We start from the raw sequence: 23,885 nt of genomic DNA on the forward strand, positions 1-23,885 counted from the left end.
GCACTGCTACACCGCCTACGAAAGGAGGTGAGATAGCCCATGATGGAATTAGTACTCAAAACTATCATCGGACCAATTGTGGTCGGTGTCATTCTTCGCTTACACTCAATGAAAATCAAAGAACAAACTAGGAAGCTAACCCCAGGCTGTACTGGAGTACGGCAAGGTGAAGCTGACGTGGTTTGAAGAGATTTTCGAAGGGTATTAGTCGATAAATGGCTAAACAAGGATAAATAGTGTCAAAAAAGACCCCAAGCTTATTTGGACGTGAGCTTGGGGTCTTTTCTAGCCTATGATATAGACACAATACTTAATTACTTTTTATTATCCCATAGTTCACACATTTTGTCAAAGGTTTATATCTTCATCAATTCAGCTTCTCCAACTTTAGAATCTGTCCAATAAAGTTTATAAGATTAAGTAAAAGTTATCGGAAAATGATGTTTAAAATAGTCCCCAAAAGCTTGAAATAAAGCCAAAAAACTCCACCTGATTGGGTGGAGTTAAGGGAGATTATTATGAAAAAGAAAAGTTTAGGATTTTATTAAATAAAGTTAGGAGGTCTTTATTTAATAACTATATGATACAAGACGAAGCTTAAAACTAGCTTAACTTTTCTCAAATTTTACTATTCTGCAAAAAAATTCTATCACCATCACCTACCCACGAAAAAAGCCACCTGATTGGGTGGCTTCATTAGGAGATTATGATGAAAAAAGTTTTAGGATTTCATTAAATAAAGTTAGGAGGTCTTTATTTAATAACTATATAATACTAGACCATCCTTAAACTTTACTTAAGAACAAACAAGTTTTATTATTTTTCTCTGTTTATCCAAGTCATTCCTATACAATCATAGGTAGATAAGTCTTCAAAACCCAAAGAACGATAAAATCCCACGTTTTTTTCTGTCTGTTCTGTCACCAGCTGGACTTGATAAGCATCTTTGTAATCCTCTAAAGCCTCTTTCATCAAGGAGCTACTAATCCCTTGGCGCTGATAGATTGGTAAAACGATTAAATCCTGAACCAGTACTGATGAGAATCCATCTCCAACCAAACGAATCAAGCCCACCACAGCATCGCAATCAAGTGCCACATAAATCGCTAATGAATGAGATAAGGCCTTCTCCAGCATCTGAGGTTGATGGGTATAATTTGTCCAACCGACTGCCTGATAGAGATGCAAAATATCCTCTAGCTTGACAATTTCTTGCTTTCTAATAGTTATCATGTCATCACCTCTTAGAATTCTCTCAAGCTCTTGTACTGCCGTCCATTTTTATCAAAATTTTCAGGCGCCAACCATGTTTCCAAACGAGATTTGACTTTAGGCCAGTCCTTATCAATCATAGACAACCAATCCGTATCCCTCGTACGCCCCTTATAAACCACTGCCTGACGGAAGGTTCCTTCATAAATAAATCCCAAACGTTCTGCTGCTCGTCTGGATGGCAGGTTAAGAGCATCGCATTTCCACTCGTAGCGACGATAGTTCAGCTCCTCAAAAACATAGCGAGCTAGGAGATACTGGGCTTCTGTTCCTATCCGTGTCCCCCTGAGCTCTGGAGAAAAAGTGACAGCTCCCACTTCTATTACTCGGTTATTCTGATCAATACGCATGAGAGAAAAAGTTCCCAAAGCCTTACCAGTTGACCTGTCTATAATTGCATAGTAAAAACGGTCCTTACGAGCCAACATCTGATTTAAAAGGCTAACCAACTCCTCCAGATTTGCCACTGACTCCTGAAAGAGGTAGGTCCACATCTCCCGAGGAGTATCCGGACCATAAACAGCTAATAAATCCTCCGCATGCTTTTCCACTGAAAGAGCTTCTATTCGAGCATATCGCCCTTCTAAGAAATCAATAGAAGGCAATTCACCTGGAGTATAACCTCCCATTGACTCCCCAATCATTTGACCATATTCATTTACTGGCATAGTATTCTCCTTGTTTCACTTTTCAAACTTTATAGTTGCCCATAGTATATCATACTTTCATAAGAATATTCAAAAAATCCCCCAGATTCTACTCTGAAGGATTCCTATCTTATTTCACAACAATATTAACCAATTTATTCGGTACACTAATCACTTTCACGATGTCCTTACCGTCAATTTCTGCTTTGACTTTTTCATCAGCGAGAGCAATTTCTTGCAATTCTTCGCGTGACAAGTCTTTAGCGACCATGAGTTTAGCACGGACTTTTCCTTTGATTTGGACAACGATTTCGATTTCGTCTTCAACCAATTTGCTTTCGTCCCACGTTGGCCAAGCCACGTAAGAGATTGATTCACCTGTTGCTGCAACAGTTTGCCAGAGTTCTTCTGCCAAGTGAGGTGCAAATGGAGCAATCAATTGGATGAAGCCTTTGGCGTAGTCTACATAGAGCTTTTCTTCCTTGTTAGCAGCGTTGACAAAGACCATAAGTTGGGCAATGGCTGTGTTGAATTTCATAGACTCGATTTGCTCAGTGACAGATTTGACTGTTTCATTGTAGACCTTGTCGAGAGAGCCATTGTTTTCTGCAACAATTTCCTTGCTTGTAATCAAACGGTAAACACGGTCAAGGAACTTACGGCTTCCTTCCAGACCTTCTTCTGACCAAGCAATCGAAGCATCAAGTGGTCCCATAAACATTTCATAGACACGAAGGGTATCGGCACCGTATTGTTCCACCACATCATCTGGGTTAACAACGTTCTTGAGCGATTTAGACATCTTGGCTGGCGCTTGCTCCAACTCTTCCCCTGTTTCCACATGGAAGAAAGAACCGTCACGTTTTTCAACCTTATCGGTTGCCACAAGAGCCCCACGGTGGTCACGGTAGCTTGTTCCCAAAATCATTCCTTGGTTAAAGAGTTTTTGGAATGGTTCCTTAGTTGGAACAACACCGAGATCGTAGAGGAATTTGTGCCAGAAACGAGCATAAAGCAAGTGAAGTACAGCATGTTCCGCACCACCCACGTAGATATCTACTGGCAACCATTGTTTGAGAAGATCCTCATCAGCCAATTTCTCAGTATTGTGTGGGTCAATATAGCGAAGGTAGTACCAGCTTGAACCTGCCCATTGTGGCATAGTGTTTGTTTCACGACGACCTTTGACACCATCTTCACGAGTCACTTCAAGCCAATCTGTCAAGTTAGCTAGTGGACTTTCACCAGTACCTGAAGGGCGGATATCCTTGGTTACAGGCAAGACAAGTGGCAATTCACTTTCAGGAACAGCTGTTGAAGTTCCATCTTCCCAATGAATGATAGGAATTGGCTCACCCCAGTAACGTTGACGGCTAAAGAGCCAATCGCGGAGACGGTAGGTAACCTTCTCTTGACCACAGCTGTTTTCTTCCAACCAAGCCACGATCTTAGCAATAGCGTCTTCTTTGTTGAGTCCATCTAGGAAGTCTGAATTGACATGAAGTCCATCTTCTGTGTAGGCAGCTTCTTCAACATTTCCACCTTCAAGTACTTCAACGATTGGAAGGTCAAATTGTTTGGCAAATTCCCAGTCACGTTGATCGTGGGCAGGCACAGCCATGACAGCACCTGTTCCATAGCTAGACAATACGTAGTCGGCAATCCAGATTGGAATTTCCTTACCATTGACAGGGTTGACGGCATAAGCACCAGTCCAAACCCCTGTTTTTTCCTTGGCAAGGTCTGTACGAGCCAAGTCAGACTTGAGGCTAGCTTGGTGTTTGTAGTCTGCTACTGCTTCCGCTTGCTCTGAACTTGTGATAGCATCAACCAAGTCATGCTCAGGAGCCAAAACGGTGAAAGTCGCTCCGAAAAGAGTATCAGGACGAGTGGTAAAGACTGTGAATTCCTTGTCTGTTCCCTTAACTTTAAAAGTTACATTAGCACCAGTTGATTTACCAATCCAGTTGCGTTGCATGTCCTTGATAGACTCTGGCCAGTCAAGCTCGTCTAAGTCATTGAGCAAGCGCTCCGCATAGGCCGTAATTTTAAGCATCCATTGACGCATCGGTTTACGGACAACAGGATAGCCACCACGCTCAGAAGTTCCATCAGGAAGGACTTCTTCGTTTGCAATGGCTGTTCCTAGTTCCTCAACCCAGTTTACGGGCACTTCCGCTTCATAGGCCAAACCTTTTTCGTAAAGCTTGGTGAAAATCCATTGCGTCCACTTGTAGTAGTTTGGATCTGTTGTATTGACTTCACGATCCCAGTCATAAGAAAATCCAAGCGCATTGATTTGTCGTTTGAAGTTGGCAATGTTTTCAGCCGTAAATTCCGCTGGGTCATTACCAGTATCCATAGCGTATTGCTCTGCAGGCAAACCAAAAGCATCCCACCCCATTGGGTGAAGGACATTGTAGCCTTGCGCACGTTTGTAACGGCTGAGGATATCCGTTGCTGTGTAACCTTCTGGGTGCCCTACGTGCAGACCCGCTCCAGATGGATAAGGGAACATATCAAGCGCATAAAACTTAGGTTTTGATGCATCTGTTCCTGTCTTAAAGGTATGATGTTCTGCCCAGTAGCCCTGCCACTTAGGCTCAATTTCTTTATGATTGTAAAAACTCATGGTCTCTCTCCAATTTTGTGATGTTACTATTATACCATTTTTGAGGGAATTTGGTCTCGTTCTATTCTATACTTTTCTATTTTACCTTGCTCTAGAATTTTTAAACTGCTATACTTATAACAGAAAACCCTTCCAAGGAGGTAGCGGATGTCTCATTCCTTTAAAAAATCTCTCCAAAAAGAAATTCTCCATAGAAGCTCTATCGCAGCCTTTGTGACCTCACTTTTACTACTCATTTTACTTTTTGGTTTTTCCTATTTTTTACAAAAGCAGCAACTCTCCAAAGACACGAGACAGATTGTCAAACAGGTTCAAGAAATGAAAGAAGCAAATAATGAGCTCCTAACCACTATGAACCATAAAATGATTCTTGGATTTTTGGACGGCAAACACACAGAGAGAGAAGTCTTTAGCTTATTTTACGAGACAAAAGCTAAATTAAAACTTAGTTCTGACCTCATTATCCTAAGCGATACAGGTGAATTACTATTCAGTACCAATCGCAATCATCAAGAAAGTATTTTATCTCCCTACTATCTAAAACTGCTCATTCAAAATCCTTCTCAAGATAAAGTTACAGAAAAAATTGCACTCTCTTCAGATAAGCAACATTACACACTCTTTATCAAACCACTACTTCAAAACCAACGAGTTAAGGCCTATACTATTGCTTTCGTAAATGAGAATGATTTCATCTCAAGTTTCCCAATGATAAATTCTAAATACATCATTACCGATAACTTTGGAAATATGTTTTCCAACAATACAAATCAGTTTACTCGTTCCACTCTTGAAAAATTTGATGAAAAACTCCTACACTCTCGCACCCACTGGTATGCGAATGAACCGCTTATTGTTCAAAAAGAAAAAGTCGGTGCTATTTTTTCAATCTATACTTTTCAATCCTTTTTTCCCATTCCTAGCTTACTCGGCCTAGCCTCCATTCTCACCTTATGTATATTCTTCCTCTACTTCTGGCAAGCAAGGCGAATTGCTCATAAGATTGCTACACACAACGCTGTTCCTATTGAAAGCTTAGTTTACCAACTTCAAGAAATTCCTAAACAAGTAGAAAAAAGGCTTTCTCTACAAACAGGTGATGAGTTTGAGTTTATGGCAGAAAAAATCAACAATATGTTGTACGAATTAGATCAACTTCATCAAAAAATGTTGACCATAGAAAAAGAAAAGTGGATTTTTGAAAGAAAAATGCTGGAAGCTCAGTTCAATCCTCATTTTCTCTACAATACACTTGAGACGATTAAAATCACTTCTTTAATGGATGCTGCTCTCACACAAGACCTGATTCAAAACCTCACGCGCATTCTTCGCTACAGTATCACCGATTTAGAAAAAGAAACAACCATTTGTCAGGATTTAAAGATTATAGAGGATTACCTTATGATTCATAAGATTCGTTTCGAGCACTTTTCCTATGATATTGTCTGCCCAGAAACTGTTGATAATCAGCCTATTCCTAAACTTTTCTTGCTTCCTCTCGTAGAAAATGCTATAAAATATGGGATGCAATACCGTATTGATCTTCATATTGATATCCAAATTACCTTGGAAGCAGATTCTCTAACTTTTTTAGTCAAGGATAATGCTGGAGGACTCACAAAACAAGAGCGACTCGCTATTTTAGACTCTTTAGAAAGCCCTCATACCCAGCATGGCATCGTTAACAGCTACAAACGATTGAGCAATTTCTTTTCTGATGTCCAGCTAGATTTAGGAGTCAATCGCCATGGAGAAACTTGGGTCAAATTTATAACGAAAGGACTAACTCATGTTTAAGCTCATTATCGTAGAAGATGAACACCTCATTCGAAAATGGCTAGAGATTGCCGTAGACTACTCTGCCCTAGGTATCCAAGTCGTAGGAACTGCCAGTCACGGTCAAGAGGGAATGAAACTCATCCAAGAGAAAGAACCTCATATTGTCTTAACAGACATCACAATGCCAATTATGGATGCTTTTATGATGTTCGAAGCCACTCGTACTCTCTCCTATGAAAAAGTTATCTTATCAGGTTATAACGATTTTCAAAATGCAAAAAAAGCCATGCAATATGGAGCAGTTGATTTCTTATCCAAACCAATTGATACCAAGGAGTTGACAGAATGTCTTCAAAAAATTGTTTTGCGATTACGAGTTAGCACTTATCAAGAAACTCCTTTTTTAGAAGAATATCAAACTTTACTTACCTCTATCCAACAAATTGATACACAAAACCAAATCATTCAGCAAATTCTTGAATTTGTGCACCAACACTACTGCATGCACTTTACCATTTCTAGCATTGCAGAGAATCTAGGATATAGTGAAAGTTATCTATATAAGGTTATCAAAGAAGACTTCCCAATGACGCTAAATGAATATATCTTACGCTACCGCCTCAAGCAAGCTATAGATAAAATAGCTGAGTCCCCCAATTCCCCCCTAAGCGATATCTCTGAACAAGTTGGATTTTCAGACTATAAATATTTTGCAAAAGTTTTTAAAAAGTATCTCCATATTTCTCCAAAAGAATTAAAACTTATGGATAAAAATCATTGATGTAAAAGGATTGCTCAACTCTATTGTAGCAATCTTTTTATTTTATACTTCCCATCGAAATCCCAGCTACAGTTTACCCATCCTTGCTCTAGGAACTCATTTCCTATTTTTCGTTTTAGATTTCTTTAAGGTTTTTATTATATCCTGTAGAACTCTACAATTTAAAAACATTAATAATCTAGGTAGAGAAAATGTTCGTAAAAAAGGAGATACTTATGAAAAAAATACTATTCTTTCTCTCTTGTGGCTGGATATTCCTTTCTTTATCAGGATGTTCTTCACCTATAGAAGCGGAAACTAGCACTGAAAAAGATTCAGATAGCACTTTGGTTGTCTACTCGCCTAACCCTGAAGACCTTATCGAAGAAACAATCCCAGCCTTCGAAGAAAAATATGGTATTAAGGTTGACTTAGTACAAGCCAGCACTGGTGAATTGTTCAAAAAAGCTGAGGCCGAAAAAGAATCCCCTGTAGCTGATGTCATTTTCGGAGGCTCCTACGCCCTCTTCTCTTCTAACGAAAATCTTTTTGAACCTTATATTTCTCAAGAGAACGATCAGATAATCCCTGAATATCAAAATAAAACAGGATTCTACACACCTTACACACTGGATGTCAGTGTTATCATTGCCAATTCAGCTCTTACAAAAGATATTAAAATTGAAGGCTACAATGATCTACTCAATCCTAAATTAAAAGGAAAAATTGCTACTGCTGATCCAAGTAATGCTTCTAGCGCTTTTGCTCAGTTAACCAACATGCTTGTAGACCAAGGTGGATACGAAAATGAACAAGCTTGGACCTATGTGAAAAATCTCTTTACCCTAGTAGATGGAAAGATTGCATCTAGCTCTTCAAATGTTTACAAAGCTGTCGCCGATGGAGAAATGGCTGTAGGACTCACCTATGAAGATCCTGCCTTAAAACTCTTAAATGATGGGGTTGATGTAAAAGTTATTTATCCAAAAGAAGGAACCGTTTTTTTACCTGGTAACGCAGCTATCATCAAAAACGCCAAACATATGGAAAATGCTAAGAAGTTTATCGATTTCCTCCTTTCTCAAGAAATCCAAGATAAGCTAGGAACTGAAACTACAATCAGACCCATTCGTAAAAATGCTAAAACCAATAAAAATATGAAGGCTATGACAGAAATCAATGTTGCCACTGAAGATTCAGATTATGTCATCAAGAACAAATCTGCTATTCTTAAAAAGTACAATGATATTTTCACAGATATCCAATCTAAAAAATAAAATTTGACTTTCCAAAGATTAACTGTCGTACCCTAGTATAAAATCAAAAAGATTACTTCCGTTTTTGTAGAGAATTTTACTCTAATAGAATAGAATTATCGGTTTTAAAAACGCTTACATTATTTTAAAATAAACTTAAATAACATAACGGAGGTATCCATCATGAAAAAGAAATGGATGTATTATGCTGCTTGCGGACTAGCCCTTTTTGGTCTTGCTGCTTGTTCTTCTAATGAATCTGCCGATGGCGGTTCATCTGATAAAGGAGACGGCGGTTCGCTAGTCGTTTATTCACCAAACTCAGAGGGCTTAATCGGAGCAACTATTCCTGCCTTTGAAGAAAAATATGGTATCAAAGTAGAACTGATTCAAGCTGGTACTGGAGAACTTTTCAAAAAACTAGAGTCAGAAAAAGAAGCTCCTGTAGCCGATGTCATCTTTGGTGGTTCTTATACACAATATGCTACCCACGGAGAACTCTTTGAAAACTATACTTCAAAAGAAAATGATAATGTTATCAAAGAATATCAAAACACAACTGGCTACTCTACGCCTTATACACTGGATGGTAGTGTTTTAATCGTCAATCCTGATTTAACGAAAGGCATGAACATCGAAGGATATAGCGACCTTCTCAAACCTGAACTAAAAGGAAAAATCGCAACTGCTGACCCAGCAAACTCTTCTAGCGCCTTTGCTCAATTAACAAATATGCTACAAGCTCAAGGTGGTTACAAAGACGATAAAGCTTGGTCTTATGTAAAAGATCTCTTCACACTTATTGATGGCAAAATCGGTTCAAGCTCATCTGGTGTCTATAAAGCAGTTGCTGACGGAGAAATGGCTGTTGGTCTCTCTTATGAAGATCCAGCAGTTAAACTCTTAAATGACGGAGCTAACATTAAGGTAGTCTATCCGAAAGAAGGAACAGTCTTCCTACCTGCTAGTGCTGCTATCGTTAAAAAAGCTAAAAATATGGAAAATGCCAAGAAATTTATCGATTTTATAATCTCTCAAGAAGTACAAGATACACTTGGTACAACCACTACTAACCGTCCTGTTCGTAAAAATGCTAAAACGAGCGAAAATATGAAACCAATTGACAAAATCAAAACACTCACTGAAGATTATGATTATGTCATCAAGAATAAATCAGATATCGTTAAAAAATACAACGAAGTCTTTACAGATATCCAATCTAAACAGTAAAAGAGGTTCACTATGAGTGAGATCAAAATTATTAACGCAAAAAAAATCTATCACGATGTCCCTGTTATTGAGAATTTGAACATTACAATTCCAAAAGGAAGTCTCTTTACCCTTCTTGGGCCTTCAGGGTGTGGGAAAACGACCCTTCTTCGTATGATTGCAGGTTTCAACAGTATCGAAGGTGGAGAATTTTACTTCGATGATACAAAAATCAATAATATGGAACCCAGCAAACGCAATATCGGGATGGTTTTCCAAAACTACGCTATTTTCCCACATTTGACTGTCCGAGATAATGTTGCTTTTGGTCTCAAGCAAAAGAAGGTTCCAAAAGAAGAATTGGTCCAACAGACCAACAAGTATCTTGAACTCATGCAAATTGCTCAATATGCGGATCGGAAGCCCGATAAACTTAGTGGTGGACAACAACAACGTGTCGCCCTGGCACGCGCCTTAGCTGTTAATCCAAGTGTTCTCCTCATGGACGAGCCACTTAGTAACCTAGATGCCAAACTTCGCTTGGATATGCGTCAAGCCATTCGAGAAATCCAACACGAAGTGGGAATTACAACCGTTTATGTAACCCACGACCAAGAAGAAGCCATGGCTATTTCAGATCAAATTGCTGTTATGAAAGATGGGGTTATCCAACAAATCGGCCGACCAAAAGAACTCTATCATAAACCAGCTAATGAGTTTGTAGCAACCTTTATCGGACGCACAAATATCATCCCTGCCAATCTCGAAAAACGGAGCGACGGCGCTTATATCGTCTTTTCAGATGGCTATGCCCTTCGAATGCCAGCCCTTGATCAGGCTGAAGCACAAGCTATTCATGTAAGCATTCGTCCTGAAGAGTTTATCAAAGATGAATCTGGAGATATTGAAGGAACTATTAGCGATAGCGTCTATCTTGGACTGAATACTGAATATTTCATCGAGACAGGCTTTGCCTCAAAAATTCAAGTTAGCGAAGAATCAACTTTTGAAGAAGATCTACAAAAAGGCGATCGTATTCGTCTACGAATCAATACTCAAAAATTAAACGTCTTTTCTGCAGATGGTTCTCAAAACCTGATAAAAGGAGTCAACCATGGAACGTAAAAAACTAAATATTTGGACAGCCTCCTCTTTCTTCATCTTTCTTACCTATCTTGTCTTTCTCGTTTATCCTATCGTTACTGTGCTCAAGCAAGCACTTATACATGAAGGACAATTCTCACTAGCTAATTTTGTCACTTTCTTTAGTAAAGCATACTACTCTGAGACACTTGTCAACAGTTTCAAGGTTTCCATTACCGCTACTGTCACTTCCTTAGTTGTAGGAACCCTATTAGCTTATCTCTTCTCTATGTATGACTTCAAGGGAAAGAAATTTCTACAAATATTGATTATCATTGCTTCTATGTCAGCTCCTTTCGTGGGAGCCTACTCCTGGATTCTCTTGCTGGGACGAAATGGGGTCATTACTAAATTCCTGACAAATGCCTTTCATCTTCCAGCTATTGATATTTATGGATTCAAAGGAATTGTACTTGTCTTTACACTACAATTATTCCCACTAGTATTTCTATACGTTGCTGGGACAATGAAAAGTATTGACAATTCTCTACTTGAAGCCGCTGAAAGCATGGGTTCCTTCGGATTTAAGCGTATCGTAACAGTTGTTTTACCTCTCCTAGTTCCAACCTTACTAGCAGCTGCCCTACTTGTATTTATGAGAGCATTCTCAGACTTTGGAACGCCTATGTTGATTGGTGAAGGATATCGGACTTTCCCTGTCCTGATTTATACCCAATTCATTAGCGAGGTTGGAGGAAATTCTGCTTTTGCATCTGCTTTAGCAATTATGGCGATTATCATTGCCTTGGCAATTTTCCTTATCCAAAAATACATCTCAAACCGCTACAGTTTCAGTATGAATTCGCTCCATCCAATTGAGCCTAAAAAAACTACAAAAGGAAAAATGGCTGCCATTTATGCAACAGTCTACGGAATTATCTTGTTCTCTGTTCTACCTCAAGTCTACTTGATTTATACTTCTTTCCTAAAAACATCAGGTATGGTATTTGTCACAGGTTATTCTCTAAACAGTTACAAGGTAGCTTTCAATCGTATGGGATCTGCTATTTTCAATACCATTCGTATCCCTTTGATTGCCTTAGTTCTAGTTGTCCTATTCGCAACATTTATCTCCTACCTAGCCGTTAGAAAACGGAATTTGTTTACAAACTTAATTGACAGCCTCAGTATGGTCCCTTATATTGTACCAGGAACCGTTCTAGGGATTGCCTTCATTTCTTCCTTCAATACCGGTCTATTTGGAAGTGGATTTCTTATGATTACAGGGACAGCTTTCATCTTGATTATGTCCCTATCTGTCAGAAGATTACCGTATACTATTCGCTCATCTGTTGCTAGCTTGCAACAAATAGCACCAAGTATTGAAGAAGCCGCGGAAAGCTTAGGAAGTAGCCGTCTCAATACCTTTGCCAAGATTACAACTCCAATGATGCTATCTGGTATTATTTCTGGAGCCATCCTATCTTGGGTCACAATGATTTCAGAACTCTCTACTTCTATCCTCCTCTACAATGTCAAAACAAGAACAATGACTGTAGCCATTTATACAGAGGTTCTCAGAGGGAATTACGGCGTAGCCGCAGCCTTGTCAACTATCCTGACTGTTCTAACAGTAGCTTCCTTGCTCTTGTTTATGAAAATCTCTAAAAGCAACAGCATTACACTTTAGTTTCCCCCATCAAAAACAGCCGAAAAGATTATCCTCGGCTGTTTTTTCTTATCTTGATATTCTTATTAAATCCCTAGTTCAGAGCAAGCAAGTCTAGACTAATTAAATAGAGGCTTCCTCCATCTTCTCCCGTCCTAGTTCTCGGTAACTACGGTCACCGACAACTTCAACGCTAAACTGCCCGTCCTCATATTCAAGGATTGTCACGCTACCATTATCGAGACCATGCGGATGCATACCATTAATCAGATAAACAATGGTTCCAATGGTCATTCCATGGCTGACAACGAGAGCATTGCCCCCACCTTGTTCTTCCATTTCTTTGGCAATCGCTTCAAAACCTTCCTTGATTCGACCACTGAGTTTTTCCCAGCCTTCAGCCCAACCAGCTGTATCGACCTCTACCAAGCCCTCAGCCAGTTCAGCATAAGACAATTGATGAACATGGTCCACATTAAAGATACGAGGAATAATGCCCATGAAAAGATCGCCATCGTAGGCTCCGTCAAAACTACCAAAACACCATTCTCTGATACGCTTGTCCATGCGATAAGGGATTTTTCCCTGCAAGCCAAGTTCATCAAGGATAATTCCCATTGTCTGAATAGTGCGACCAGAATCACTCGAATAAGCACGCTCAAACTGTAGACCAGATTCTCGCAAACCGATTCCTAATTCTTGAATCCCTCGCTCACCTTCAGCTGTTAAGGGAGTATCGCTCCAACCTTGCGCGCGACCAATCGTGTTAAACATAGTCTTGCCATGACGTACCAAATACAATCGTACTTTTACCATTTTCCGTCCTCCGTTTGCTTCTATTATATCATGGATGATAAAACAAAAGCCACCCATACAGGCGACTTTTGCAGGAGATTATTATGAAAAAGTTTAGGAGTTCTATTAAATAAAGATATTAGATGAAAATCAAATTCAAACTAAATCAGTGTTATCTGTTTCAAATAATATTAGGAGGTCTTTATTTAATGATTATAGTATACACATCCAACCTTAAATAGAACTTAAAAAATTATACCCATTCACCTTTTTCATTTACTTTATAGCCGTTAATGGTCATATTTTTTGCCAATTTCCCATCAGCTAACAAGTAATACCACTTATCCCCATCCTTAATCCATTGATTGCGAGCGTACTTACCATCTTGGTTCAGATAATACCAACTATCATACTGAGAATCAAATACCCACTCACTCTTAGCCATGTAACCGCCACGTTTTAGGTAGTATTCACCCTGCCAAGCTTTCTCCACATAACTACCAGTTGAATCTACATAAAACCAGCTCTTATAATCTTCATCATAAATCCATTCACTTACAGCCATTGAAGCATCTGCTTTTAGATAATAACGCCCTACCCAACGGTTTCTTACAAGATTGCCAGACAGGTCATTGTAGTACCATTTGCCAGACTCTTTAAACCACTTACTTGCTTGATGATCTTTCTTAGTATCTTCTTTAACAGTGACGGTAGATTGAGTGGAAGTCAAAGCTGAAACTGAGGATGAAGTTCCAGTAGAAACTGCTTGAATAGCCTCTTCTTTTGTCACCTTAGGATTAGCTTTTCCTTGGTAAACATCTTCGATACGCTTAGTAAATACAGATAACTCTTCAGGAGATAGCATATTAACAATATCAGTTCCATTATCAGGAATGTAACCACCAGAGTGTGTGCCAATTTTTGCTAGTCCCTCTTCTAATATATCCTCAACATTATTCAATAAAGCGATCTTCTCAGATTTAGAAAGAAAATCATCACTACTAATAGCTGTTTTCTCCATAAAAGCAACTGCTTTAATTTCTTTACGATATCTCTCTATCGGAAGTGAAATATAGATATGGAACTCATCTGACATAATCGGAATAAGTTTCTTTAAATATTCATTTACACTTGTCTTATCATAATAACTATCAGGTTCAAAATTTTTAAAATCAATTGTCGACTCAAGATTTTCTAACACATTTGATTTTTCTCTAGCCGTATAATCTTGATTTGCCTTTATTTTAGGAATTAATTTTTCCTTTTTCTTTAATATTACTAAATTTAAAGCTTCTTTTTTGATTCTATAACTAGAGTCAAAATTTGTGTTAATACGGTAACTCATAGAATCATGTAATCTATTTACAGCACCTTGAAAATCCTTTGAAGTCTCTAATGCTTCTTTTTCCACTCCTTCTATCTCTTCTAAAAAAGATTGGTATTCTTTATTAAGTCTTTCTATAGCATTATTCTTAATTATTTTTATATCATCCTGAGAAAAGGAAAGGATACTCCAATCTACTTGATCCGCTTCATTTAATAATTTTTCTTTATTCTTACTTAAAAACTCTTTATAAGATTTCTTAGCTTGCTCTACTTCATTTTTAAAGAATTCTAAAGTTACCTGAGTTACAGTTTCATGGCTTTCTTCTTGTGCATAAACTACTTGATTGGTAAAACTTGGGACTAGTAATGTCGACAGTCCTAAAGCTACTAAAGCACGTTTCATTTCTTTTTTCATCAATTTCTCCTATTTTCTTAATTTTTAAAACTATGAATTGGTGCTGGAATTTGTCCACCGCGAGAGATGAAATCAACAGACGAAGCCCCATTGACCTTCATAACAGGCGCAGTTCCTAATAGGCCACCAAACTCAATCATATCGCCTTCTTTTCCTTTTGGAATGATACGAACAGCCGTTGTTTTCATGTTAATGACTCCAATTGCGGCTTCATCCGCAATCATGGCAGCAATGGTTTCAGCAGGCGTATCTTCTGGGATGGCAATCATATCCAAACCAACAGAACAGATAGCCGTCATAGCTTCTAGTTTTTCCAAATTAAGAGAGCCATTTTGCACTGCAGCAATCATTCCTTCATCCTCTGAAACAGGGATAAAGGCACCAGACAAACCACCAACTTGGTTGCAGGCCATCACTCCACCCTTCTTAACTTGGTCATTCAAGAGAGCCAAGGCAGCCGTCGTTCCATGCGTTCCAACTGTTTCTAGCCCCATTTCCTCAAGGACACGTGCAACAGAATCTCCAACCGCAGGAGTTGGCGCCAAACTCAAGTCCACAATACCAAACTCCACACCCAGTCTCTCACTAGCCATCTGACCAACCAATTGACCGATACGAGTAATCTTGAAGGCAGTCTTCTTGACCGTTTCGGCTACTACATCAAAACTCTCTCCACGAACTTTTTCCAAGGCACGCTTGACCACACCAGGACCAGAAACTCCGACATTGATGATAACATCTGCTTCCCCAACACCATGAAAGGCACCCGCCATAAACGGATTGTCCTCAACAGCATTAGCAAATACAACCAACTTGGCTGCTCCCATATCTGATAGATTAGCCGTTTCCTTGATAACACGTCCCATATCTGCCACAGCCGTCATATTGATACCAGACTTGGTTGAGCCGATATTAACTGACGAGCAGACCTTATCCGTCTCAGCCAAAGCACGAGGAATAGAATTGATGAGAATCTCATCTCCCTTTTGATAACCTTTTTGTACTAAGGCAGAAAAACCACCAATAAAATCCACACCAATCTCTTTCGCAGCCTTATCAAGCGCTTTTGCCAGAATCACGTAGTCCGTCGCATCTGTCGCGGCCCCAATCAGAGAAATAGGAGTCACCGATACACGCTTATTAACGATAGGAATTCCCAACTCAGCAGCAATTTCATCACCAACAGCCACTAAATTAGCTGCCTTGGTCGTAATCTTTTGATAAATTTTCTCCGCAGCACGATTGATATCTGGATCAATACAGTCTAATAGGGAAATCCCCATGGTAATAGTTCTGATATCGAAGTTTTGCTCCTCAATCATAGCGATGGTTTCAGTAACTTGTCTAATATCCATGATAACCTCCTAGATATTATACATAGCTTCGAAAATCGCTGCACTCTGAATATTGATTTTCACATTCAAAGTTTGCCCAAAAGTTTCAAACTCATTTCGCAGATAAGTAAAATCCTGCTTTTCATCACTAGAGACAACAGCCATCATCGTGAAATATTCATCCAAAACAGTTTGAGAGATATCATCAATATTCAAACCCAATTCTGCAATTTTACCAGAAACACCTGCAACAATTCCAGATTTATCTTTACCAACAACAGTTATAATCGCTTTCATAAGCAAACTCCAATTCTTCTTAAAATAAGAAACCTGAACATTAAACAGGATTCTTTTCAAATAGTATAGCATAATTCTAACTAAAATACTCAAAAACGCCTGCTTACGAAGTTGTTCTTAAGCAAAAAACAATTTCGTAAACAAGCGTCTACTATCCCAACTTATGATGAGTGTTCCCGCTAGGACCGAAATCCTAGCGGTAGACCAGAGCTAGACTAAGAGCACAAGACTCCATCATCATAACACTCAACAAAATTGATGATTTTATACTAATTCGATGATCGCCATTGGCGCTGCATCACCACGACGTGGTTCAGTTTTAAGGATACGAGTGTATCCACCGTTACGTTCAGCATAACGAGGTGCGATTTCTGAGAACAATTTTTGAAGTGCTGTAGTAGAAGTGTACTTATCAGTTGCTTCATCATAGTTTTCAGATGCGATTTCATTACGTACGAAAGCAGCTGCTTGACGACGTGCATGCAAATCACCACGTTTACCTAGAGTAATCATTTTTTCAACAGTTTTACGGATTTCTTTAGCACGAGCTTCAGTTGTCACGATTGATTCGTTGATCAAAAGGTCAGTTGTCAAATCGCGAAGCATTGCTTTACGTTGTGAGCTAGTGCGTCCTAGTTTACGGTAAGCCATTTATTCCTCCTTTATTTATCTTTTAATCCAAGACCCAAATCAATGAGTTTGAGTTTCACTTCTTCCAAACTCTTGCGTCCAAGATTTCGTACTTTCATCATCTCTGCTTCAGATTTTTCTGTCAAATCATGCACAGTATTGATACCGGCACGTTTCAAACAGTTGTATGAACGCACAGACAAGTCCAGTTCCTCAATCGTACGATCCAAAATACGGTCGTCAGATTCAGTATCAGCTTCTTTCATCACTTCAGTTGACTTAGCAATCTCAGTCAGATTTGTAAACAAATCAAGATGTTCTGTCAAAATACGTGCTGAAAGCCCTAAAGCATCTTCTGGAATAATTGTTCCATTTGTCAAGATTTCAAGGGTTAGTTTGTCAAATCCATCATTGCTACCTACACGAGCAGGTTCAACTTGATAGTTGACTTTGGTAACTGGTGTATAAATAGAATCTACAGCAAGTGTCCCAACTGGTGCATTATCCTTTTTATTTTCATCAGCAGGTACATATCCACGACCACTGTTAACAGTCATAGTCGCTTTTAGGGAAGAACCTTCACCGATTGTAAAGAGATAATGATCTGGATTTACAATTTCAATATCGCTATCTGTCAAAATGTCACCAGCTGTTACTTCAGCAGGACCTTCAACATCTAGTTCGATGATTTTTTCGTCTTCAACGTACGATTTCACTGCAATTCCTTTAATGTTCAGAATGATTTGCATCACGTCTTCACGAACACCTGGAACTGTGTCAAACTCATGTAACACACCATCAATGTTGATAGATGTCACAGCTGCTCCTGGTAGAGAAGCTAGAAGTACACGACGAAGAGAGTTACCAAGAGTTGTACCGTAGCCACGTTCAAGTGGTTCGATTACAAACTTGCCATAATCTTTATTTTCATCAATTTTTGTTATATTTGGTTTTTCAAACTCGATCATTTAGTTACTCCCTCTTAAACGAAAAGCAGTGTAATGCGATGATTATACACGGCGACGTTTTGGAGGACGAGCACCATTGTGTGGCACTGGAGTCACATCACGAATTGCTGTTACTTCAAGACCAGCGGCAGCAAGCGCACGAATAGCTGACTCACGACCAGAACCTGGACCTTTTACAGTAACTTCAACTGATTTAAGACCGTGTTCTTGTGCAGATTTAGCAGCAGCTTCAGAAGCCATTTGAGCAGCGAATGGTGTAGATTTACGAGAACCTTTGAAACCAAGAGCACCAGCTGATGACCAAGCAATTGCATTACCATGCACATCAGTAATCATAACAATAGTGTTATTAAATGTAGCGTGAATATGAGCAATACCAGATTCGATATTCTTTTTCACACGACGTTTACGTGTTGGTTTAGCCAAGACTTTTACCTCCTATATTATTTTTTCTTACCAGCAATCGCAACAGCTTTACCTTTACGAGTGCGAGCGTTGTTTTTAGTGTTTTGTCCACGGACAGGAAGTCCACGACGGTGACGGATACCACGGTATGAACCGATTTCCATCAAACGTTTGATGTTCAAGTTTACTTCACGACGAAGGTCACCTTCAACTTTGATTGCATCCACTTCACGACGGATAGCATCTTCTTGATCTGATGTAAGATCACGTACACGAACATCTTCTGAGATTCCAGCAGCAGCCAAAATTTTCTTAGATGTTGCAAGTCCGATACCATAAACATAAGTCAATGAGATTACTACGCGTTTGTCATTTGGAATGTCAACTCCAGCAATACGAGCCATGTTTTCTCCTTTCTATCTTATCCTTGACGTTGTTTGTGTTTTGGATTTGCTGGGCAAATTACCATAACACGACCATTACGACGAATAACTTTACAGTATTCGCAAATTGGTTTGACCGATGGTCTTACTTTCATTTCTTATCCCTCCAAGTTTTTCGATTATTTAAAGCGGTAAGTGATACGTCCACGTGTCAAGTCATATGGACTCATTTCGACAGTAACACGATCTCCCGCTAAAATACGAATATAGTTTTTACGAATTTTACCAGAAACTGTTGCTAAAATCTGATGTCCATTTTCAAGTTCAACCGTAAACATTGCATTCGGCATTGTATCAACTACTTTGCCTTCAACTTCAATCACATCGTCTTTTGCCACGCAAAAGCACCTCCATAAATTTCGATTCGATGCCTCTAGACACAGAGACAACAATTATAAGTCAGACTATCTTAGTATAACATTTGTAGCGGATTTTTGCAAGTGTGAAAAACGCTTTATTTCAAATTTGTCAATACTTTTTCGATATCTGAGAAGACATCATTGATATCTTGATTACCTTCGATGTCATGAACCAAACCTTTGGCACGGTAGTGAGCAATGATTGGTTCCCCTTGAGCAATATTCACATCCAAACGACGTTTTACTGTCTCAGGCTTATCATCTTCACGTTGGTAGTAATCTTCTTCTTTATAGTCAACTGGTGGGTTAAAGACCTTGTGGAAAGTTTCTCCAGTTACGCGGTGGATGATACGGCCACTCAAGCGTTCCAAGAGGCTATCTGGATTCACTTCAATGTTGATGACACCTTCTAGTTCAATGCCAAGTTCAGCCAATGTTTTGTCCAAGGCATGAGCTTGCTCGATTGTACGTGGGTAACCATCCAACAAGAATCCCGTTTCTTTAATATCATCTTGTGAAAGACGTTCTTTTACGATTCCATTTGTAACTTCGTCAGGAACCAATTCACCCTTGTCAATGTATGACTTAGCAAGAACACCCATTTCAGTTTGATTTGCCATAGCAGCACGGAACATATCACCTGTTGAGATATGTGCAACATGGAATTGTTCTACGATTTTTGCTGCTTGAGTTCCCTTACCTGCACCAGGTAAGCCCATAATCAAAAGATTCATGATTTGATCTCCTTATTTTATTTTTAAATAGAAGCAAAACATCTTTTCACCCCTATTTAAAAACAAAATAGAAGAGGGGAGACCAAACTCTCACAAATGTCTGAGTTTAAACCTCCACTCCCTCAGTATTTACTGATTCATACTCAATGAAAATCAAAGAGCAAACTAGGAAGCTAGCCGCAGGTTGCTCAAAGCACTGCTTTGAGGTTGCAGATAAAGCTGACGTGGTTTGAAGAGATTTTCGAAGAGTATCAGTAAATACTTTTATTCTGTTCTATCCATGAAACCAACATACTTACGTTTCAATAGGTAGCCTTCCAATTGTTTGATTCCTTCAATACCTGTAGAGATAATGATCAAAAGACTGGTTCCTCCAAAAGCAACTGCTTCTGAAAGTCCGAAAACATCTTTTGCTACGATCGGTAAAATAGAAATTACACCAAGGAAGAGAGATCCAACCGTTGCAAGACGACGAAGAAGTTTAGACATATATTCTTCTGTACCTTTACCAGGACGAACTCCGTGGATATAGGCACCGCTCTTTTGTAGGTTCTCTGCCGCTTTTTCAGGATTAATCTGTACAAACGTATAGAAGAATGTAAAGAGAATAATCAATAAAGCATACATGGCAATACCAGTTGGTGAAGTTGTTGCCAGCATTTCTTGTGCTGTTCTTACCCAAGCCCAATCATGACCTGTAGCGCTCAAAAACTGAAGAATAGCCGCAGGCGCTGCAGTAATCGAACTTGCGAAGATAACAGGGATAACTCCAGCAGGGTTTACCTTCAAAGGAAGGTAAGAGCTAGATGGAGCACCTTGTGCAACCTTAGTATATTGGATTGGAATTTTGTATTCTGCTTGTTGAACATAAGTTGTAAAATAAATGATCAACAATACAGTAATAATCAAAATGATTACGAAAATGATAGATGAGTTGATACGGCTACTTGGGACGTTCACAAAGTAGTCCACATAGATGCCCTGAATCATCTCTGGAATTGAGGCAACAATCCCGGCAAAGATAATCATAGAAACACCATTTCCGTATCCCTTATCTGTAATTTGCTCTCCCAACCAAGTCACAATCATACTACCAGCTGTTAAGATGATACCAATCATGATAAAGACTTGTGGAGTAAGAGCTGTTTTCAACAATTGAGCTCCAGCCAAAGTATTAAAACCAGCTGTAATCCCGATAGATTGCACAAAGGCTAGAACAAGAGCAATATAACGAGTAGCTTGATTTAATTTTCTTCGACCTACTTCCCCTTGTTTACCCCACTCTACAAATTTGGGTAAAATATCCATTTGCAAGAGTTGGACAACGATAGAGGCCGTAATGTAGGGACTAACACCAAGAGCAAAAACTGAGAAGTTTTTCATGGCATTCCCTGAGACCAAGCTCAACATGTTTAAGAAGGATAATCCACTTAAAGCATTCAAGCTATTGGCATTCACACCAGGAACTGTAATGCTAGTTCCGATACGAAAGACCAAAACGATAAAAATTGTAAATAAAATTTTTGATCGAACTTGCTTGACTTTAAGAGCTTCTCTTAATAATTTAAAAAACATAGGTCACCTCTCTTAGATGACTTCTACTGAACCACCTTTAGCAGTGATAGCTTCTTCAGCTGATTTAGAGAATTTAGCTGCTTTCACAGTCAATTTCTTAGTCAACTCACCGTTACCAAGAACTTTAATACCTGATTTTTCAGCTTTAACAATTCCTGCTTCGATAAGAACAACTGGAGTAACTTCAGCACCATCTTCAAAGACGTTCAATTGGTCAAGGTTCACAATTGCGTATTCTTTAGCGTTGATGTTAGTGAATCCACGTTTTGGAAGACGACGGAACAATGGAGTTTGTCCACCTTCAAAACCAAGGCGAACTCCGCCACCGCTACGAGCTTTTTGACCTTTTTGACCACGACCAGATGTTTTACCGTTACCTGATGAAGTACCACGACCAACGCGGTTACGTACTTTACGAGAACCTTCTGCAGGTTTCAATTCATGAAGTTTCATTTTTATTTTCTCCTCTTTTGTAAAATGCTAGCGCCGATAAGGGAGAAAAGGTTGTCTCCCCCATCAACTCGCCTATACGACGTCATCATAGATGACTATATCTAGTTTTAGGGGATGGTATAGTGCACATCCCCTAAAAATTCATTAGTTTACTTCTTCAACTGTTACCAAGTGAGATACTGCAGTGATCATACCACGGATAGCAGCGTTATCTTCTTTAATAACAGAGCTGTTCAATTTGCCAAGTCCAAGTGCTACAACAGTTTTACGTTGTGATGGAATGCGTCCGATTGGAGACTTAGTCAAAGTAATTTTAATTTGAGCCATTTTATCCCCTTTCTTATGCCAAATCAGAAACTGAAATACCACGAAGGGCAGCAACTTCTTCAGCGCGTTTCAATTGTTTCAAACCTTCAACAGTTGCACGAACAATGTTGATTGGAGTGTTAGAACCAAGTGATTTAGATGTAATATCTGCCACACCTGCCAATTCCACAACGGCACGAACTGCACCACCAGCGGCAACTCCAGAACCTTCTACAGCAGGTTTCAACAATACTTTAGCTCCACCGAATTCTGAAAGAACTTCGTGTGGGATTGTTGTTCCAACCATAGGAACTTCGATCAAGTTTTTCTTAGCATCATCTACTGCTTTACGGATTGCTTCTGGAACTTCTTGAGCTTTACCAGTACCAAATCCTACGCGACCGTTGTGGTCACCAACAACAACAAGAGCTGCGAAACGAAGACGACGTCCACCTTTAACAACTTTTGTAACACGGTTGACAGCAACTACGCGTTCTTCTAATTCAACTGCATTGTCTTTAAATGCCATTTTCTAGTGTCCTCCTATTAGAATTTCAATCCGTTTTCACGAGCTGCATCAGCCAAAGCTTTCACACGTCCGTGATATAGATATCCACCGCGGTCGAACACCACTTCTGAAATACCTTTAGCGTTTGCACGTTCTGCAACGAGTTTACCGACAGCAACGGCTTGTTCAGTTTTAGTTCCTTTTGAAACTTCTTTGTCAAGAGTTGAAGCACTTGCGAGCGTTACACCCGCTACGTCATCAATCACTTGAGCGTAGATGCCTGTATTAGAACGGAATACGTTCAAACGTGGGCGATCAGCAGTTCCAGAGAGTTTTCCGCGAACGCGACGGTGGCGTTTTTGGCGGAGTTTGTTTTTATCTGGTTTTGAAATCACAGTTTTCACCTCTTTAGTTTTAAATCGTGTGCTATGCACAAAGTTGGAAAATAGGTTGATGGTTGAGAATCAACCACTCAACATTATTTACCTGTTTTACCTTCTTTACGGCGAACGAATTCACCAACGTAACGGATACCTTTACCTTTATATGGTTCTGGTGAACGAAGGCTACGTACGTAAGCAGCTGTTTGACCAACTACTTCTTTTGAAATTCCGCTAACAACGATTGTTGTTGGGTTTGGAAGTTCAAAAGTAATTCCTTCTGGAGCTTCAACTTCGTCTGGATGAGATTTACCAACAGCCAAAACAAGTTTAGATCCTTGAAGTTGTGCACGGTAACCAACCCCGCGCATTTCAAGTTCTTTCTTGAATCCTTCTGATACACCAACAACCATGTTGTTCAAAAGGGCACGAGTAGTTCCGTGGATAGTTTTCATTTCTTTTGAATCGTTTGGACGGTGAAGAGTTACTTCAGTACCTTCCACACGGATTTCAATATCTTTTGAGAACTCACGAGTAAGTTCTCCTTTAGGTCCTTTTACAGTTACAACGTTGTCATTGTTAGTGATTTCAACACCAGCAGGCAACACGATAACTTTATTACCAATACGTGACATGTTTATTTTCTCCTG

Annotated in this window: 27 protein-coding genes; 7 read left to right on the top strand and 20 right to left on the bottom strand. The window is 39.3% G+C overall.

The genetic code is table 11. From position 1 onward, the window contains the following. Positions 1-39: 39 nt before the first annotated feature. Positions 40-186 (top strand): type I addiction module toxin, Fst family, encoded by a 147-nt coding sequence (locus SK608_RS11835; protein ID WP_235202173.1) that lies wholly within the window; start codon positions 40-42, stop codon positions 184-186. Between the two features lie 630 nt (positions 187-816). Here the strand turns inward: SK608_RS11835 and SK608_RS09115 are convergent. From SK608_RS09115 to leuS, 3 genes are all read right to left on the bottom strand, one after another. After that, positions 817-1,233 carry a GNAT family N-acetyltransferase gene (locus tag SK608_RS09115; protein ID WP_033678495.1) on the bottom strand — a complete coding sequence of 139 codons (417 nt, stop codon included), beginning with the start codon at positions 1,231-1,233 and terminating at the stop codon, positions 817-819. 11 nt (positions 1,234-1,244) lie between these two features. Then, positions 1,245-1,940 carry a GNAT family N-acetyltransferase gene (locus tag SK608_RS09120; RefSeq protein ID WP_033678498.1) on the bottom strand — a complete coding sequence of 232 codons (696 nt, stop codon included), beginning with the start codon at positions 1,938-1,940 and terminating at the stop codon, positions 1,245-1,247. A gap of 109 nt (positions 1,941-2,049) precedes the next feature. Then, complete coding sequence (gene leuS, locus SK608_RS09125) at positions 2,050-4,551, bottom strand: leucine--tRNA ligase (RefSeq protein ID WP_033678500.1); 2,502 nt, start codon at positions 4,549-4,551, stop codon at positions 2,050-2,052. A gap of 147 nt (positions 4,552-4,698) precedes the next feature. Here leuS and SK608_RS09130 point away from each other — a divergent pair, with 147 nt between their 5' ends. From SK608_RS09130 to SK608_RS09155, 6 genes are all read left to right on the top strand, one after another. Continuing rightward, entirely contained in the window at positions 4,699-6,348 is a 1,650-nt protein-coding gene (locus tag SK608_RS09130; protein ID WP_033678502.1) for a sensor histidine kinase, read from the top strand. Continuing rightward, positions 6,341-7,111 (top strand): response regulator transcription factor, encoded by a 771-nt coding sequence (locus tag SK608_RS10940; RefSeq protein ID WP_082242503.1) that lies wholly within the window; start codon positions 6,341-6,343, stop codon positions 7,109-7,111. The genes SK608_RS09130 and SK608_RS10940 overlap by 8 nt, the downstream gene beginning before the upstream one ends. Before the next feature lie 215 nt (positions 7,112-7,326). Next, positions 7,327-8,367: an ABC transporter substrate-binding protein gene (locus SK608_RS09140; protein WP_033678504.1), complete on the top strand. Its 1,041-nt coding sequence runs from the start codon at positions 7,327-7,329 to the stop codon at positions 8,365-8,367. A 162-nt stretch (positions 8,368-8,529) separates the two neighbouring features. Further along, positions 8,530-9,576, top strand: coding sequence for an ABC transporter substrate-binding protein (locus tag SK608_RS09145; protein WP_000731166.1), 1,047 nt, complete (start codon positions 8,530-8,532; stop codon positions 9,574-9,576). Positions 9,577-9,588: 12 nt separating this feature from the next. Then, the gene (locus tag SK608_RS09150) at positions 9,589-10,680 is read left to right on the top strand and encodes an ABC transporter ATP-binding protein (protein ID WP_033678506.1); all 1,092 of its coding nucleotides are present in this window, start codon (positions 9,589-9,591) and stop codon (positions 10,678-10,680) included. Continuing rightward, positions 10,670-12,328, top strand: coding sequence for an ABC transporter permease (locus SK608_RS09155; RefSeq protein WP_033678509.1), 1,659 nt, complete (start codon positions 10,670-10,672; stop codon positions 12,326-12,328). Before SK608_RS09150 ends, SK608_RS09155 begins: the two co-directional genes overlap by 11 nt. A gap of 102 nt (positions 12,329-12,430) precedes the next feature. On the opposite strand, the gene SK608_RS09160 is transcribed toward SK608_RS09155, so the two are convergent. From SK608_RS09160 to rplF, 17 genes are all read right to left on the bottom strand, one after another. Further along, positions 12,431-13,123 (bottom strand): histidine phosphatase family protein, encoded by a 693-nt coding sequence (locus SK608_RS09160; protein WP_000241548.1) that lies wholly within the window; start codon positions 13,121-13,123, stop codon positions 12,431-12,433. A gap of 232 nt (positions 13,124-13,355) precedes the next feature. Further along, positions 13,356-14,843: an N-acetylmuramoyl-L-alanine amidase family protein gene (locus SK608_RS09165; RefSeq protein WP_033678512.1), complete on the bottom strand. Its 1,488-nt coding sequence runs from the start codon at positions 14,841-14,843 to the stop codon at positions 13,356-13,358. 17 nt (positions 14,844-14,860) lie between these two features. Continuing rightward, entirely contained in the window at positions 14,861-16,198 is a 1,338-nt protein-coding gene (locus SK608_RS09170; RefSeq protein WP_033678515.1) for a PFL family protein, read from the bottom strand. A 9-nt stretch (positions 16,199-16,207) separates the two neighbouring features. Beyond that, positions 16,208-16,474: an ACT domain-containing protein gene (locus tag SK608_RS09175; RefSeq protein WP_000644126.1), complete on the bottom strand. Its 267-nt coding sequence runs from the start codon at positions 16,472-16,474 to the stop codon at positions 16,208-16,210. 264 nt (positions 16,475-16,738) lie between these two features. After that, positions 16,739-17,125 carry a 50S ribosomal protein L17 gene (rplQ, locus tag SK608_RS09180; protein ID WP_000331493.1) on the bottom strand — a complete coding sequence of 129 codons (387 nt, stop codon included), beginning with the start codon at positions 17,123-17,125 and terminating at the stop codon, positions 16,739-16,741. A gap of 11 nt (positions 17,126-17,136) precedes the next feature. Then, a complete protein-coding gene (locus SK608_RS09185; RefSeq protein WP_000568988.1) occupies positions 17,137-18,072 on the bottom strand; it encodes a DNA-directed RNA polymerase subunit alpha in 936 nt (311 codons plus the stop codon). A gap of 42 nt (positions 18,073-18,114) precedes the next feature. Next, positions 18,115-18,498 (bottom strand): 30S ribosomal protein S11, encoded by a 384-nt coding sequence (gene rpsK / locus SK608_RS09190; protein ID WP_001118385.1) that lies wholly within the window; start codon positions 18,496-18,498, stop codon positions 18,115-18,117. Between the two features lie 17 nt (positions 18,499-18,515). After that, positions 18,516-18,881: a 30S ribosomal protein S13 gene (gene rpsM / locus SK608_RS09195; protein ID WP_000090781.1), complete on the bottom strand. Its 366-nt coding sequence runs from the start codon at positions 18,879-18,881 to the stop codon at positions 18,516-18,518. A 17-nt stretch (positions 18,882-18,898) separates the two neighbouring features. Next, positions 18,899-19,015, bottom strand: a complete 117-nt coding sequence (rpmJ, locus tag SK608_RS09200; protein ID WP_001808836.1) for a 50S ribosomal protein L36 — start codon at positions 19,013-19,015, stop codon at positions 18,899-18,901. Between the two features lie 24 nt (positions 19,016-19,039). Then, entirely contained in the window at positions 19,040-19,258 is a 219-nt protein-coding gene (gene infA / locus SK608_RS09205; protein ID WP_001029883.1) for a translation initiation factor IF-1, read from the bottom strand. Positions 19,259-19,374: 116 nt separating this feature from the next. Next, a complete protein-coding gene (locus tag SK608_RS09210; protein ID WP_001050436.1) occupies positions 19,375-20,013 on the bottom strand; it encodes an adenylate kinase in 639 nt (212 codons plus the stop codon). Between the two features lie 264 nt (positions 20,014-20,277). Further along, entirely contained in the window at positions 20,278-21,588 is a 1,311-nt protein-coding gene (secY, locus tag SK608_RS09215) for a preprotein translocase subunit SecY (RefSeq protein ID WP_000465403.1), read from the bottom strand. A gap of 12 nt (positions 21,589-21,600) precedes the next feature. Beyond that, entirely contained in the window at positions 21,601-22,041 is a 441-nt protein-coding gene (gene rplO, locus SK608_RS09220; protein ID WP_000766088.1) for a 50S ribosomal protein L15, read from the bottom strand. 144 nt (positions 22,042-22,185) lie between these two features. After that, entirely contained in the window at positions 22,186-22,368 is a 183-nt protein-coding gene (gene rpmD, locus SK608_RS09225) for a 50S ribosomal protein L30 (protein WP_000057241.1), read from the bottom strand. A gap of 13 nt (positions 22,369-22,381) precedes the next feature. Further along, positions 22,382-22,876, bottom strand: a complete 495-nt coding sequence (gene rpsE, locus SK608_RS09230) for a 30S ribosomal protein S5 (protein ID WP_000874202.1) — start codon at positions 22,874-22,876, stop codon at positions 22,382-22,384. Positions 22,877-22,893: 17 nt separating this feature from the next. Further along, complete coding sequence (rplR, locus tag SK608_RS09235; RefSeq protein ID WP_000624044.1) at positions 22,894-23,250, bottom strand: 50S ribosomal protein L18; 357 nt, start codon at positions 23,248-23,250, stop codon at positions 22,894-22,896. Between the two features lie 83 nt (positions 23,251-23,333). Next, positions 23,334-23,870, bottom strand: a complete 537-nt coding sequence (rplF, locus tag SK608_RS09240; RefSeq protein WP_000086626.1) for a 50S ribosomal protein L6 — start codon at positions 23,868-23,870, stop codon at positions 23,334-23,336. Positions 23,871-23,885 lie beyond the last annotated feature (15 nt).

Origin of the sequence: Streptococcus mitis subsp. hohhotensis (genome assembly GCF_000722775.1) — a bacterium.
Lineage (GTDB): Bacteria > Bacillota > Bacilli > Lactobacillales > Streptococcaceae > Streptococcus > Streptococcus carlssonii.

What these genes read in the sequence shown, in the direction of transcription:
- SK608_RS11835 (WP_235202173.1), top strand. Translation starts at nt 40, where the DNA reads ATGATGGAATTAGTACTCAAAACTATCATCGGACCAATTGTGGTCGGT.
- SK608_RS09115 (WP_033678495.1), bottom strand. Translation starts at nt 1,233, where the DNA reads ATGATAACTATTAGAAAGCAAGAAATTGTCAAGCTAGAGGATATTTTG.
- SK608_RS09120 (WP_033678498.1), bottom strand. Translation starts at nt 1,940, where the DNA reads ATGCCAGTAAATGAATATGGTCAAATGATTGGGGAGTCAATGGGAGGT.
- leuS (WP_033678500.1), bottom strand. Translation starts at nt 4,551, where the DNA reads ATGAGTTTTTACAATCATAAAGAAATTGAGCCTAAGTGGCAGGGCTAC.
- SK608_RS09130 (WP_033678502.1), top strand. Translation starts at nt 4,699, where the DNA reads ATGTCTCATTCCTTTAAAAAATCTCTCCAAAAAGAAATTCTCCATAGA.
- SK608_RS10940 (WP_082242503.1), top strand. Translation starts at nt 6,341, where the DNA reads ATGTTTAAGCTCATTATCGTAGAAGATGAACACCTCATTCGAAAATGG.
- SK608_RS09140 (WP_033678504.1), top strand. Translation starts at nt 7,327, where the DNA reads ATGAAAAAAATACTATTCTTTCTCTCTTGTGGCTGGATATTCCTTTCT.
- SK608_RS09145 (WP_000731166.1), top strand. Translation starts at nt 8,530, where the DNA reads ATGAAAAAGAAATGGATGTATTATGCTGCTTGCGGACTAGCCCTTTTT.
- SK608_RS09150 (WP_033678506.1), top strand. Translation starts at nt 9,589, where the DNA reads ATGAGTGAGATCAAAATTATTAACGCAAAAAAAATCTATCACGATGTC.
- SK608_RS09155 (WP_033678509.1), top strand. Translation starts at nt 10,670, where the DNA reads ATGGAACGTAAAAAACTAAATATTTGGACAGCCTCCTCTTTCTTCATC.
- SK608_RS09160 (WP_000241548.1), bottom strand. Translation starts at nt 13,123, where the DNA reads ATGGTAAAAGTACGATTGTATTTGGTACGTCATGGCAAGACTATGTTT.
- SK608_RS09165 (WP_033678512.1), bottom strand. Translation starts at nt 14,843, where the DNA reads ATGAAAAAAGAAATGAAACGTGCTTTAGTAGCTTTAGGACTGTCGACA.
- SK608_RS09170 (WP_033678515.1), bottom strand. Translation starts at nt 16,198, where the DNA reads ATGGATATTAGACAAGTTACTGAAACCATCGCTATGATTGAGGAGCAA.
- SK608_RS09175 (WP_000644126.1), bottom strand. Translation starts at nt 16,474, where the DNA reads ATGAAAGCGATTATAACTGTTGTTGGTAAAGATAAATCTGGAATTGTT.
- rplQ (WP_000331493.1), bottom strand. Translation starts at nt 17,125, where the DNA reads ATGGCTTACCGTAAACTAGGACGCACTAGCTCACAACGTAAAGCAATG.
- SK608_RS09185 (WP_000568988.1), bottom strand. Translation starts at nt 18,072, where the DNA reads ATGATCGAGTTTGAAAAACCAAATATAACAAAAATTGATGAAAATAAA.
- rpsM (WP_000090781.1), bottom strand. Translation starts at nt 18,881, where the DNA reads ATGGCTCGTATTGCTGGAGTTGACATTCCAAATGACAAACGCGTAGTA.
- rpmJ (WP_001808836.1), bottom strand. Translation starts at nt 19,015, where the DNA reads ATGAAAGTAAGACCATCGGTCAAACCAATTTGCGAATACTGTAAAGTT.
- SK608_RS09210 (WP_001050436.1), bottom strand. Translation starts at nt 20,013, where the DNA reads ATGAATCTTTTGATTATGGGCTTACCTGGTGCAGGTAAGGGAACTCAA.
- secY (WP_000465403.1), bottom strand. Translation starts at nt 21,588, where the DNA reads ATGTTTTTTAAATTATTAAGAGAAGCTCTTAAAGTCAAGCAAGTTCGA.
- rplO (WP_000766088.1), bottom strand. Translation starts at nt 22,041, where the DNA reads ATGAAACTTCATGAATTGAAACCTGCAGAAGGTTCTCGTAAAGTACGT.
- rpmD (WP_000057241.1), bottom strand. Translation starts at nt 22,368, where the DNA reads ATGGCTCAAATTAAAATTACTTTGACTAAGTCTCCAATCGGACGCATT.
- rpsE (WP_000874202.1), bottom strand. Translation starts at nt 22,876, where the DNA reads ATGGCATTTAAAGACAATGCAGTTGAATTAGAAGAACGCGTAGTTGCT.
- rplF (WP_000086626.1), bottom strand. Translation starts at nt 23,870, where the DNA reads ATGTCACGTATTGGTAATAAAGTTATCGTGTTGCCTGCTGGTGTTGAA.